9 protein-coding genes and 1 riboswitch are annotated in these 13,444 nt (G+C 69.4%); all 9 genes read right to left on the bottom strand.

Annotated elements, in window-relative coordinates; genetic code table 11:
• Window positions 1–1,052: 1,052 nt before the first annotated feature.
• Window positions 1,053–2,429 carry an L-serine ammonia-lyase gene (locus tag ACIBKY_RS07210; RefSeq protein ID WP_397095107.1) on the bottom strand — a complete coding sequence of 459 codons (1,377 nt, stop codon included), beginning with the start codon at window positions 2,427–2,429 and terminating at the stop codon, window positions 1,053–1,055.
• 65 nt (window positions 2,430–2,494) lie between these two features.
• Window positions 2,495–2,884 (bottom strand): glycine cleavage system protein GcvH, encoded by a 390-nt coding sequence (gene gcvH / locus ACIBKY_RS07215; RefSeq protein ID WP_397095109.1) that lies wholly within the window; start codon window positions 2,882–2,884, stop codon window positions 2,495–2,497.
• Window positions 2,885–2,932: 48 nt separating this feature from the next.
• Entirely contained in the window at window positions 2,933–4,024 is a 1,092-nt protein-coding gene (gcvT, locus tag ACIBKY_RS07220) for a glycine cleavage system aminomethyltransferase GcvT (RefSeq protein WP_397095110.1), read from the bottom strand.
• Between the two features lie 132 nt (window positions 4,025–4,156).
• Window positions 4,157–4,255: riboswitch (glycine riboswitch) on the bottom strand.
• Window positions 4,256–4,282: 27 nt separating this feature from the next.
• On the bottom strand, window positions 4,283–5,716 hold the full coding sequence (locus ACIBKY_RS07225; RefSeq protein ID WP_397095111.1) for a cation:proton antiporter: 1,434 nt from the start codon (window positions 5,714–5,716) through the stop codon (window positions 4,283–4,285).
• A gap of 335 nt (window positions 5,717–6,051) precedes the next feature.
• Window positions 6,052–7,722 carry a M28 family peptidase gene (locus ACIBKY_RS07230; RefSeq protein WP_397095112.1) on the bottom strand — a complete coding sequence of 557 codons (1,671 nt, stop codon included), beginning with the start codon at window positions 7,720–7,722 and terminating at the stop codon, window positions 6,052–6,054.
• Entirely contained in the window at window positions 7,719–9,998 is a 2,280-nt protein-coding gene (locus ACIBKY_RS07235; RefSeq protein ID WP_397095113.1) for a M4 family metallopeptidase, read from the bottom strand. The genes ACIBKY_RS07230 and ACIBKY_RS07235 overlap by 4 nt, the downstream gene beginning before the upstream one ends.
• A gap of 87 nt (window positions 9,999–10,085) precedes the next feature.
• Window positions 10,086–11,042 (bottom strand): LysR family transcriptional regulator, encoded by a 957-nt coding sequence (locus ACIBKY_RS07240; RefSeq protein WP_379609224.1) that lies wholly within the window; start codon window positions 11,040–11,042, stop codon window positions 10,086–10,088.
• A gap of 524 nt (window positions 11,043–11,566) precedes the next feature.
• A complete protein-coding gene (locus ACIBKY_RS07245; protein ID WP_397095114.1) occupies window positions 11,567–12,274 on the bottom strand; it encodes a gamma-glutamyl-gamma-aminobutyrate hydrolase family protein in 708 nt (235 codons plus the stop codon).
• Between the two features lie 405 nt (window positions 12,275–12,679).
• A complete protein-coding gene (locus ACIBKY_RS07250; RefSeq protein ID WP_397095116.1) occupies window positions 12,680–13,444 on the bottom strand; it encodes a 3-oxoacyl-ACP reductase in 765 nt (254 codons plus the stop codon).

Genomic DNA, 13,444 nt, shown 5'->3' on the forward strand with positions numbered 1-13,444 from the left:
CGCAGGACCTCGGCCACACGGAGAGCGCGAGGGTTCTCCCTCGCCCGGGGTGTGGGGCGCAGCCCCACTGTCACAGCCCGCCCCCTACGTGAGGACCTTGCCCTTAACTGGGGTGTGGGGGCAGCGCCCCCACAAGGAACTGCCTGAACTCCTTGGCGCGAAGCGCTCCCCGTGAAGGTCTTGCCCTCAACACGGCGATGACGTTGACGGCCAGGCCGCCGCGGGATGTCTCCTTGTACTTGTCCAGCAGGTCCCGGCCGGTGTGGCGCATCGTCTTGATGGGCCTTGTCGTTCATCCGGTCCGCTCTGTTAAGAGGCGGTCAGAGGTTCGGCCGGACCACTTGTATGGCGATCACCTCTACGCCTTCATGAACGGTGATCGTGTACCAGATAGTGACGTCATCGCTGATGAGGTTCAGCTCATAAGCGTTTGGCACACCGGCCATAGGCTCGGCGAGCGTGGGTCGTGGCTCGTCCGGGAGAGTGAAGATGGCAAGCTGGACGGGTCTGCGCAGCCCCTCAGGCAGAGCCTCGATCTACTCCCACGCACGCTCAGGAAAGGCGATACGCCGGTCAGCCACCAATGCCCCACTCGGCGGCCAGTTCGTCGCGAGTGAACGTTCGCACGTGGCCTGGGGTGGGTGAGTTGTCCATGATGGCTCGCATGACCTGCTGGCGACCTACCTCCCGGCGCAGCCGGCGGACCTCGGCTTTAAGGGCCTCGTATCGTCACGAGGAATGGTGATGACCTCGTCATGGTGATTCGCCGTCATGCGCTCACGCTACCTGTCCTGTCCGACATCCCCGAGTGAAAGCACGTTCTATGAACAAGGCCGCCTACGTCCCTGCTGCGAGGCGGCCTGCTTACCCCCGGCGTGACCACGGGACACCGGAGCGCGAGGGTTCTCCCTCGCCCGGGGTGCGGGGCAGAGCCCGCTGTCACAGCCCGAGCTCCAGCCCTCTTGTGAGGACCTTGCCCTCAGGGCCGCGGCCCCACAAAGAGCAGCCTGAACTCCTTGGCGCGAAGCGCCCCTCGTGAAGACCCTTGCCTGTCAGCATTCGATGACGTTGACGGCCAGGCCGCCGCGGGATGTCTCCTTGTACTTGTCGAGCATGTCCCTGCCCGTGTCACGCATCGTCTTGATGGCCTTGTCCAGGCTGACGAAGTGCCGGCCGTCGCCGCGCAGGGCGATGCGGGCGGCGGTGATGGCCTTGATGCTGGCCACCGCGTTCCGTTCGATGCACGGGATCTGGACCAGGCCGCCGATCGGGTCGCACGTCAGACCCAGGTTGTGCTCGATGCCGATCTCCGCCGCGTTCTCCACCTGTTCCGGGGTGCCGCCGAGGACCTCGGTCAGGCCGGCCGCGGCCATGGAGCAGGCTGAGCCCACCTCGCCCTGGCAGCCCACCTCGGCGCCCGAGATCGACGCGTTCTCCTTGAACAGGACGCCGATCGCGGCCGCCGTCAGCATGAAGCGGACCACGCCCTCGTCGTTGGCCTGAGGGATGAAACGCGTGTAGTACGTCAGGACTGCCGGGATGATGCCTGCCGCGCCGTTCGTCGGGGCGGTCACGATGCGCCCCCCGGCGGCGTTCTCCTCGTTGACGGCAAGGGCGAACAACGAGACCCAGTCCATCGTCTGGAGCGGGTCCTTCTCGGGGGACTCGCTGCACAACTGGCGGTGAAGCTGGTGGGCGCGGCGGCGGACCTTGAGGCCACCGGGCAGCATGCCTTCCTTGCTGATCCCGCGGTGCACACACTCGGCCATGACGCGCCACAGGTTCAGGATGCCGTCGCGGATCTCCTGCTCGGTACGGCCGAAGGCCTTCTCGTTCTCCAGCATGAGGCCGGAGATGGACAGGCCGGTGTTGTGGCAGTGCTTGAGGAGCTCTTCGGCGGAGGTGAACGGGTACGGAACGACGGTGTCGTCGGGCTTGATGCGGTCGGCGCCGGTGGCGTTCTCGTCGACGACGAAGCCGCCGCCCACGGAGAAGTACACCTTCTCGCGGAGCTTCTCCCCGCCGGCGGCGAAGGCGGTGAAGCGCATGCCGTTCGGGTGCTCGGGCAGGCTGATCTTGCGTTCGAAGACCAGGTCCTCGCCGACGACGAACGGGATCTCGCGCTCGCCGTACAGGCGGACGGTTCCGGCTTCGCGCATGGCGGCGAGGCGTTCGTCGACGGTGTCGACGTCGACGAGTTCGGGCTTCTCGCCGGACAGGCCGAGGAGTACGGCCTTGTCACTGCCGTGGCCCTTGCCGGTCAGGCCCAGGGAACCGTAGAGGATGGCCTCGACCCGCGCGGTCCGCTCGACGAGGCCGTCTTCGTGCAGGCCGCGGGCGAACTTGTGCGCGGCTGCCATCGGGCCGCCGGTGTGGGAGCTCGACGGGCCGATGCCGATCTTGAAAAGGTCGAAGACGCTGATCGCCATTGATGCGTCCTTCCGCAACAGGGGGGAGGGCGGTGCCGGGGCCCATGCCGGGCCCCGGCGGTTGGTCAGGAGTCGCCGGAGGTGAGTGCTCCGTACTCCTCAGCCGAGAGGAGGTCCTCCGGGTCGCCTTCGAGGCGCACCCGGAACATCCAGCCGTCGCCGTAAGGGTCGCTGTTGACCAGCGACGGGTCGTCCACGACGGCCTGGTTCACCTCGGTGACCTCGCCGCCGACCGGAGCGTAGATCTCGCTCACCGACTTGGTCGACTCGACCTCGCCGATGGAGTCGCCGGCCTCGACGTTCGAGCCCGCCTCGGGAAGCTGCACGAAGACGACGTCACCCAGGGCCTCGGCCGCGAAGGCCGTGATGCCGACGGTCAGGGTCCGGCCGTCGTCGAGACCGGCCACCCATTCGTGCTCCTTGGTGTAGCTCAGCTCGTCAGGGATGCTGCTCACTTACGTCCTCCTGCTGGTTACTGCGCTTGTAGTTTCGATCCTCACCCGTCACGGACGGGCGCTGCGCTTGTAGAAGGGCAATGCGACGAGGTCCATGCCCTCCTGGCTGCCCCGGATGTCCACGGCCACGCCTTCGGTGACACCAGTGTCCACGTAGGCCATCGCGATGGGCTTACCCAGGGTCTGGGAAGGGGCCCCGCTGGTGACCTCGCCGACCACGGCGCCGTCCTTGGTCACCGGGTACCCGTGGCGGGGGACCCGGCGCCCGTGCGCGACCAGTCCGACCAGGCGCCGCCGTGGCGGGTCGTCCTTGACCGCCTCCAGCGCCGCCCTGCCGACGAAGTCGCCGGGCTTGTCGAATTTCACCACTCGGCCCAGGCCCGCGTCGAACGGGGTGAGCGCGGTGGACAGCTCGTTGCCGTAGAGCGGCATGCCGGCTTCGAGGCGCAGCGTGTCGCGCGAGGACAGTCCCGCCGGAATCAGCCCGTACGGCTCGCCCGCCTTGACCAGTTCCTGCCACAACGGCACCGCGTCCTCGTTGGCGACGAACAGCTCGAAGCCGTCCTCGCCGGTGTAGCCGGTGCGGGCGATGAGCGCCTGGGCCCCGGCGACGACGCCGGGCAGCCCGGCGTAGTACTTGAGTCCCGGCAGGTCGGCGTCGGTGAGCGAGGAGAGGATCTCCTGGGCGCGCGGACCCTGCACGGCGATGAGCGCCCACTGCTCGGACTGGTCGTCCACGACGGCGTCGAACCCGGCGGCGCGCGCGGTCAGCTTGCGGGCCACGAGGAGGTAGTTGGAGGCGTTGGCCACGACCATGAAACGTTCGTCGGCGAGCCGGTAGACGATCAGGTCGTCCAGGACGCCGCCGTCCTCCCCGACGATCATGGTGTAGCGGGCCCGTCCGGGCGCCAGCGCCGAGATGTGGCCGACGAGCGCGTAGTCGAGTGCCTCGCCCGCCTGGGGACCGGTCAGGAAGATCTCGCCCATGTGCGAGAGGTCGAACAGTCCGGCGGCGGTGCGCACGGCGTTGTGCTCGGCGGACTCGCTGCCGTAGCGCAGCGGCATCAGCCAGCCGGCGAAGTCGGTCAGCGTCGCGCCGAGACTCTCGTGAACGTCTCGCAGCGGTGTCGGTCGGGACATTGGTCTTCGCACCTCAGGGCAGGGTCGGATGCCAGCATCCTCCCCCTCTGTCATCGATGCCTGAGAGCTTCGCCCGGGTTTTGCCGGACTTTCACCTTCGGCGAGGCCCGGAGGCCTGCTTTCCAGAGGCACCTCGCCCGAGCGGTCCTTTGCCTTGAGAGGTTCGCGGGGAGGGCTTGCTCCTTCAGGGGCTCTGACCGGATTGTCAGAACGCTCTCCCGCACGGGTTCACCGGTGTCTCCAACCAGCCTAGTGCCGTCACGGGGGTGTTGTCGCGTGTGGATCGCGCCAATCGATCTCTTCCGTGAGCTTGTGCAGGGTTGTGGCGCCGATGCGGCCTTCGGAGTACATCTGGCCGAGCGTCTCGCGCTGCGCCCTGGCGAGCTCGTCGCGCAGTTCGTGCGGGGTGCCGGCGTTCGCCTCGACCGCGAGCAACTGCCGCTGCGCCCACAGCGTGCCGGTGTCGAGACGGTGGGAGATCTGGTCGAGCCTGTGCATCGCCGCCGCGGCCGCCGCCTGCCGCGCCCGCGCCTCCTCCTCGGGCGCCGCCACACCCCCACTGTCCGGTACGGCGGCGCGGCACGTGAGCAGGGCGAACCCGCTGACCAGCACCACCGAGGCGGCCGCGAAGATCAACGCGTCCTGGGCGGGCAGCGCGGGCATGGCCAGCGCGATGGCCAGCGTCGAGGCCCCGCGGGTGCCGCCCAGCGTGAGGGCCCGGACGCCGCGCCGGTCGACGGCCAGCGCGAACGCCAGCCGTACCAGCAAGGTCGCGCCCAGCAGTGCCGCGGTGACCAGCAGGACCGTCGTGATCGGCAGCCCGGAGTGTGAGCCGCCCAGATCGCGCAGCTGGAGCCCGAGCAGGACCGCGAGTGTCCCGCCGAGCAGGAACGTCAGCACCTGCCAGGTGATCCGCTCGGTGGCCCGCGCGGGGGTGTGGAAGAGGCGGCCGCGCGCCCCGACGTAGAAGCCGGCGGCGGTGACGGCGAGCGGGCCGGACAGTCCGAGCTTGCTCGCGCTGATCTCGGCGACGAACGGCGTGGCCAGCGAGAGCACGATCAGCGTCCCCGAGTCGGCCAGGCGGCGGCGCAACTGCACGACGACCCAGCCCAGCGCGAGACCCGCGAGCGCGCCGCCGGTGATCGCCCCGGCCAGTTGCAGCGCGGCCACGGAGACGGTTTCGGGGCGTTTGAGCTGCTCAAGGCCGATGGCGAGCAGCACGACCGCGACGCCCTCGTTGATCAGGCTCTCGCCGCGCAGCACGGTCAGCACGCGTTCCGGCGCGCCGAGCCGGTCGAGGACGAGTGCCTGGGTGGGCGCGAAGGCGGCGCCGACGGTCAGCGCGGCGCCCCACGGCAGGCCCGGGAGCAGCAGATGGGCCACGAGGGTGACGGCGCCGGCGGTGGCGAGGGTGAGCCCGACGCCGAGGAACATGATCGGCCGCCAGGCGGCGCGCGACTCGCGGGGCGCGCTGCGCGTGGTGGCGTGGTGGTAGAGCAGGGGCGGGATGAGCACGGTCAGCACGACGTACGGGTCCATCGAGACGACCGGCACCCAGGGCATGACTCCCACGAGCATGCCGAGCAGGACCAGGAACGGCAGGGGCGGCAGCCTCCACCGGGTGCTGAGAAAGCGGGCCAGCACGATCGAGACGGCGACGAGCGCGGCGATGATCACCAGGTCGCTGGACAAAAGCTCGGGCTCCCTCCTGAGGGGGATCGGATCCGGACAACGGTGGCGAGCCTATGGGCGATATGTCCGGATCAGGCCGAGCATGTGGAGGGCTTGGCGCCTGAAGTGATCAGTGTTTGCCGAGAGGTTCAGGGGCCCTGCGTGTTGCTTGCCCCGTGTTTAACGGGATATTTCGGGACTTTGCGGGGCGTGTGATTCAACGCATAGCGCGGCCGGCCGTCCCCCCGGATGAACGGCCGGCCACGGGGTGTGGCCGGGAACCTGGCACACCCCAGCGGTTCCCGGCCACGTCTGTACGACCGGCGCCTGGCGGGACGCCGGCCGTACATGCTCCTCTAGAGGCGCTGCCAGAGCGCGGGTGTGCCGGGCGGCTCCCAGCCGGGCAGGCTCGTGTGGCTCTGCAGGCACCGGTAGTTGGTGCCCTGGTAGCTCACGGTCGTGCCGGCCGTGTAGGAGGTGTACGGCGCCCATTCGTTGCCGGTGCTGCCCACGGTCAGGGTGAACGTGGCCGAGCGGTCCGTGCTGGTGCCGTCGCCGTTGAGCGTGATCGGATAGGTGCCGGTGGCGACCGAGGAGGTCGTCGCGATCGACACCGCGGAGGTCTGGCCGGCCGAGATGGTGGCCGGGCTGAAGCTCACCGTCACGCCCTGGGGAGCTCCGGAGGCCGTCAGCGCGATCTGCTGGGCCTGGCCGGAGGTGACCTGGGTGTTGACGGTGGCGCTCGCGCTGCCGCCGGGCTGGACAGAGGCGGACGCCGGGCTGACCGAGAACGAGTAGTCGTTCTGGACCTGCCCGATCGTCAGGTTGAAGGCGGTCGAACGGTCGCTGTCGGCGCCGTCACCGTTGAGGGCGATCTGGTAGCTACCGTTCGCCGCCGCCGCTGACGCCGCGACCGTGACCGTCGAGGACTGTCCCGCCGAGATCGTCTGCGGGTTGAAGGAGACGGTCACCCCGGCCGGGACGCCGCCGGCGGAGAGGCTGACCAACTGCGTCTGGCCGGAGGTGACCGTCGTGGTGAGCGTCGTCGTCGCCGACTGGCCGGGCTGGAGGGTTGCCGAGGCCGGGCTCACCGCCATGGAGTAGTCGTTCTGCTGTGACTGGCCGACGGCCAGGTTCCACAGCGCGTGTGCGGCCGCGTCGGCGTTACGGTCGAGCGCGGTCGTGTTGATGTTGGACGGATAGGTGTCGCAGGCCGAGTGGTAGCAGCGGTCGAACGACTGGTTGGCCTGACCGCCCCACTTGGCGGCCTGGGCGGCCGTCTTGCGTTCGCTCGCCCCGGTGAAGACGCCGCCGACGCGTACGCCGGCGTTCTTGAACGAGGCGTGGTCGCTGCGTCCGTCGCCGATGCGCTCCGGCTCGGTCTGCACGCCGATCGAGGTGTAGTAGTCGTTGAACAGCCGCTGCAGGGCCACGTCGTCGTCATAGACGAAGTAGCCGGGGTTGGGCGAGCCGGTCATGTCGAAGTTGAGGTACGCCTCGACGCCCGCCGCACCCCCGTTCTGCACGTAGTACCGGGAGCCGATCAATCCCTGCTCCTCGGCACCCCACCAGCCGAACCGGACGTGCTTGGTCACCGTCGGCCGCTGGCTGGCCAGGGTCAGAGCGATCTCCAGCAGGGCCGAGGAGCCCGAGCCGTTGTCGTTGATCCCCGGACCGGCGGCGACGCTGTCCAGGTGGGCACCGAGCATGATGGTCTGGTTGGTCGGGCCGCCCGGCCAGTCGGCGATGAGGTTGCTGCCACCGCTGAAGGTCTGGATCCGGGTGGTGTATCCGGCCGCGTCCAGCTTGCCCTTGATGTAGTTGACCGAGGCGTTGTACCCGGGCCGTCCTGAGGCCCGGTTACCGCCGTTGGCCGTGGCGATCGACTGGAGCTGGCTGAGGTGGGCTGTCACGTTCGCGACCGGGATGTTGGGCGGCGCGACAGCCTGAGCGCTCGTGGCGCCGGCGAGGGGGGCCAGGGCGGCCACCACGATGGTGGCCAGCCCTGACACTAGGAGTTTCTTCACAGCGGCTGCCAGAGTGCGAGCACGTTCGGCGGCTCCCAGCCGGGCAGGCTGGTGTGGCTCTGCCGGCAGCGGTAGCTGGCGCCCTGGTAGGTGACGACCTGGTTGATCGTGTAGGAGGTGTACGGCGCCCATTCGGTGCCGGTGCTACCCACGGTCAGCGTGTAGGTGGCCGTCTTGCTGCCACTGGTGCCGGTGCCGGTGAGCGTGATCGGGTACGACCCCGCCGCGACACTGGAGGTCGTGGCGACGGTCACCTGAGAGCTCTGGCCGGCGGTGACGGTGGCCGGGCTGAAGGTCACCGTCACGCCCGAGGGCTGGCCGGTGGCCGACAGCGCGACCTGCTGAGCGGAGCCGCTGGTCACCGTCGTGTTGATGGTGGTCTGGGCGGAGCCGCCCGGCTGAGTCGAGCCGGACGCCGGGCTGACCGCGAACGAGAAGTCGTCCTGGACCTGCCCGATCGTGAGGTTGTAGGTTGCGTTCTTGTCGACGGCGGTGCCGTCCGCGGTCACCTGTACGGCGTGGCCGCCCACGGGGCTGCCCGCCGAGGTCGACAGGGTCAGCGTCGAGGTCTGGCCGGCGGTGATCGTGGCCGGGTTGAACTGGGCCGTCACACCACTGGGCAGCGTGCCGGCGCGCAGCGTGATCTGCTGGGCGTTGCCGCTGGTCACCGTGGTCCTGACCGTGGTGGTCACGCTGTCGCCCGGGTCGGCCTGGCCGGCGGCCGGGTCGAGAGCGAGCGAGAAGTCGTCGGTCGGGGCGGTGCACGTCGGCTCGCCGGACTGGGCGCCCAGGCGGATGCCGTCGAAGGCGGCCTTCACCACGTTGAACTCGGCGCAGCTACCGGGCCACAGCTCCTTGGCGGCCTGCAGCGCGGCCACCCGGACCTTGGTGTGCGTCCACGGGGACGTCTTCTTGTTCAGCGTGGTCATGAAGACCTGGGCGGCCTTGCGGATGCCGATGCCGACGATCGCCGGGCCGTTGTCGCAGCGGGTGCTGGCGGGCTTGCCCTGCGGGTTGGTGCCCTCGGACATCAGGTAGAACCAGTGGTTCTGCGGGCCGGCTCCGGCGTGCACCTCGGGGAAGGACCCCGGGGTGTAGCAGTTCGGGTGGCCGAGAGCCGACGGGTTGTACATGTTGCGGATCGGGCCGCCGCCGAGCGCGGGCTCCTCACCGACCAGGTAGTCCGGCGGGTCGTTCGGGTTGTTGGCGTAGTGCTCGGTCACGGCGCCGAAGATGTCACCGGTGGACTCGTTCAGGCCGCCGGCCTCGTTGCCGGAACCCGCGCCGCCGGGCGTGGTCTGGAAGATGGCGTGGCCGTACTCGTGGCCGACGACGTCCATCGAGACCAGGTTCTTGCGGGCGGCGCCGCTGGCGCCGTTGTGGCCGTAGTTGGTGTACGAGCCGTTCCAGAAGGCGTTGGCCTGGGCCAGGCCGACACGCGCCGGGAAGCCGCCGCCGGAGCCGTTGATGCCGTTGCGGCCGACCCACTCCCGGAGCATGTCCCATTCCTTCTGGACTCCGTAGAGGACGTCGACGCAGGCGGTCGGCAGGTCGGTGGCGCCGCCGTTGCCCCAGGGGCTGGAGCCGGTGAAGGCGGAGCCGTTCTGGCCGCCGCACTGGATGCCGCGGCGGTTGGGGTCGACCATCGAGGTGGCCTGGGTGTCGATGGTGACGGTCCCGACGTAGTGGGACCGGCCCTCGGCTGCCTTGAACAGCTCGACCTCGTCGATGACCGCGCCGGTCAGCGCGTCGACGTAGACGGTCCGGTTGTTGGACGGGCCGGTGACGGTGGTCGCGTACGCCAGCCGCGGAGTCTTGCTCGCGGCGTGGATGACCAGCGACGGCGCGCTGACGCTGTCCACCTTCTTGATCCGTGCCTGCGACGTGGCGGCGGCGGTGGCCGCGCTCACCTTGGCCGTGGTGCCGACGTTGATGACGGCTTGCTGGCCGGTGGTGATGTCGCTGACCGACTGACCGGAGGCGTCCGTCGTGACGACGACCTCGCCGCCGTAGACGGGCAGGCCCTTGTGGGTGCGCGAATAGGTCAGGAACTGCAGGCCGTTCGCGCCGGGGGTGTTGGCCTGGAGGTGGTATGCGTCGTCCTGCGCGGTACGCAGGGAGGGAGCATAAGCAGCAAGTGCGCCCTGCGCCGAGGTGACGGCGCTCTTGGCCTCACTTGGAGTTGGGGGATCTTGTCCGGCCTGCGCCGCCTGGGGTACCAGGGCCAGCGCCAGCGCGACTAACGCGGCGGCCGACAGTTTGAGCTTGGGGTTCACTCTCGTGGCTCCTTGGGGGGTGTGAATCTGGCTGGAGTCAACCCCAAGCTGACATCGGGGGCTCACGGACCGTAACCCCACAATTTGTCATAACGTCACACTATGGGCGCCATGTCGCCGCAGCCACGCGTTGTATGTGGGGTTGCGCATGGCCTCCGACCAATAGGTCTTGGTGACCGCCTGGACGAGGTCCTTGGCGTGCGGAGCCAGCGCTCCGTGCTCGGTCCAGCCGATCAGGTGACGCATCTTCATCGGCGACCCGACCAGCGGCCGGATCACGATGCCGTCCCGCGCCGGGCTCGTGGCCTGGAACAATCCGACGCAGCGGCCCTCGGCGATCAGGTCGAGCGCGACGCTGAGGTCCACCTTGAAACCGACCATCGGCGAGAACCCGTGATCGGCGCAGGCGGTCCAGAAATGCTCGCGCGGCCCCGACTCCAGCAGCGCGTGCTGCGCCCATTGCTCCTTGGCGAGATCCGCCAGATCGATCTCGTCGTGTGCCGCCAGAGGGTGACTGGCCGTCAACCCCACGAACACCGGCTCGATCGCGATCTCGGCGTAGACGGCGCCCTGGGGCGGTTGCAGTTCGTGGCCGGGATAGTCGTCCAGGGTGGCCAGCTCGATGCGTTCCGACTCCAGCAGTCCGGGCAACACCTCGGTCGTCTCTTCGGTACGAAGGCTGATCTCGGCCTCTGGTAACAGGCGGCGTAACGCCTTGGCCGCGTAGATGGCCAGCCGGGTGAGGGCGCAGCCGACGCGGATGGTGTCGCGCTCGTCCCGCGCGTGGCGGCGGGCGTCACGCGCCAGGTCGTCGAAGGCGGGTAAGACGGAACGCGACCTCAACAGCAACCAGCGGCCTAAGGGAGTGGGCGTCGTCCCTTCGCGGCCCCGCTCGAACAGCGGGCCGCCGAACTGCCGCTCGATGCGGCGCAGCTGCGCTGCGAGCGCGGGCTGGGACATCCCGAGCGACGTCGCCGCCTTGGAGATGCTCCCGGTGTCCGCGATCGCACATACGACTCTGAGATGCCGGACCTCGAGCTCCACACTCCGAGAGTAAAAGTAAAGAAGCTTTCCAGTAAGACCCAATTCAGAATTCGCTGCTGACCTGGTGTTCACTGGGGCGACATGACCGCGTCGTGGGGGGTTCTACCTCGTGGTCTATCAGATTGGGGTCGATCGCGGCTTTTGCGGTGGATCGTGACCACCGACTTGACAGCCACCCCCTGCGGACCGGACAGGAGCGGGTGAAGACGCCGTCTGCACGCGCCGGGGTGGCCGGAGGCGGGGCCGTGGCCACCCCTCACGGCCACGGCCTGGCCTCCGGCGCCACCTCTCACCGCCACGGCCCGAGCCCCTCACCGCTACGGCCTGGTTTCCGGTGGCGCTCCTCATGGCCTCGGCCCGGTCTCCGGTGGCGCTCCTCCCCGCTACGGCCCGACCTCGGCCACGGTCCCACCTCCGGTACGGCCTCCTCATGGCACCACCTGGCCCGCTGGCCACCGGGTGTGTGGGGGCCGGGTCGTGGGTGGGTGTGCTCGGGGGGCCGGCGTCGGTTGGTGGGTGGTGGGTCAGGGGGTGGGGTGGGTGGCGGCGGTGGTCAGGGCGTGGAAGAGGGCGGGGTCGTTGCCGGCTTCCGGGTGCCATTGGACGGCCACGGCGAAGGGGTGGGCGTCGAGTTCTATCGCCTCGATGGTGTCGTCCTCCGCGCGGGCGCTGACGGTCAGGCCGGTGCCCAGGCGGTTGACGGCCTGGTGGTGGTAGTGGGGGACGTCGAGCGGGTCCTGGCCGAGGATCTTGGCCAGGCGGGTGCCGGGTTCGGTGTGGACGGGCAGGTGCCCGAACGTGCCCGGCGCGGGGGAGTGGCCCTCGTGGCCGGTCACGTCGGGCAGGTGCTGGTGGAGGGAACCGCCGAGGCTGACGTTGAGAACCTGGAGGCCCCGGCAGATGCCCAGGAAGGGCAGCCCGGCCTCCAGAGCCGCGGACATCAGGGCGAACTCGGCCTCATCACGAAATTTCCGGATGTAGCCGACACGGTCGTGGGCCGGCTCGTCGTACCGGGCGGGGTCGATGTCGCCGCCTCCGGCCACGATGAGGCCGTCCAGGCGGGTGACGAGTTCGGCGGGGTCGCCGGCCGGAGGCAGGATGACAGGCTGACCGCCGGCCGCCGCCACCTGCTCCACGTACATGTACGGCAGCAGCGCCGTGTCCATCTCCCACACGGTGAACCGCGCGGGCTCCACGTAACAGGTGATCCCGATGACGGGCCGCATGCTCATACCTCCATCCTCATCCATCCGCCTGCCCACCCGGCAAGCCGGTCAACGCAACACGCGAGCGGACACCTCACCCGGGGAATGGGGGGGTCGGGCGAGGCGTGTGGCTGGCTGGCCGTGGGAGCGGGTCGTCGCGGGGGCCCGCCCCGCGCGGCCGCCTGCCGTGGCCCTGGAGTGCCGCCCGCCCTGTGCGGCGGGTGGCGGGGGCGGCGGCTTGCCGTAACGGAGCAAAGGCCCGTAGCGGAGCAACAGTCCGTAGCGGAGCAACGGTCCGTAACGGAGCAACAGTCCGTAACAGAGCAACAGTCCGTAACGGAGCAACGGCCCGAAACCGATCAACGGCACGTAAGGCATCAGGGGCCCGTAGCCGAGCGAAGGGCTTGGGAGACATCAGGGGCGGCAAAGGGATCAGAACGGGGTGACGTACGCGCCGGAGATGCCGCCGTCGACGAGGAACTCCGAGCCCGTGATGAAGCTGGCGTCGTCGCTGGCCAGGAAGGCGACCGCGGCGGCGATCTCGGTGGCCTCGGCGAAGCGGCCGACCGGGATGTGGACCAGGCGGCGCTGGGCGCGCTCGGGGTCCTTCGCGAACAGTTCCTGCAGCAGCGGGGTGTTGACCGGCCCGGGGCACAGGGCGTTGACGCGGATGCCCTCGCGGGCGAACTGCACCCCGAGTTCGCGCGACATCGCCAGCACGCCGCCCTTGGAAGCGGTGTAGGAGATCTGCGAGGTCGCCGAGCCCATCACGGCCACGAACGAGGCGGTGTTGACGATGGAGCCCTTGCCCTGCCGCCGCATGTAGGGGATGACGTGTTTGCAGCAGAGGTACACGCTGGTGAGGTTGACCTCCTGCACGCGCCGCCAGGCGTCGATGCCGGTCTCCAGGATGGAGTCGTCGTCCGGCGGGGAGATGCCGGCGTTGTTGAAGGCGATGTCCACGCTGCCATAGGTGTCGAAGGCGGTCCGGTACATGTGGGCGACGTCCTCGTCGCTGGTCACGTCGGCCTTGACGAAGATCCCGCCGACCTCCTCCGCGGCCTTCTTGCCGGCCTCCTCGTCGATGTCGACGCAGACCACCCGGGCGCCCTCCTCGGCGAACCTGCGTGCCGTGGCCAGCCCGATCCCGCTGCCCGCACCGGTGATGACGGCGACGCGGTCCTGCAAACGCTGCAT

The sequence above is a fragment of the Nonomuraea sp. NPDC050394 genome, from assembly GCF_044459065.1.
Lineage (GTDB): Bacteria > Actinomycetota > Actinomycetes > Streptosporangiales > Streptosporangiaceae > Nonomuraea.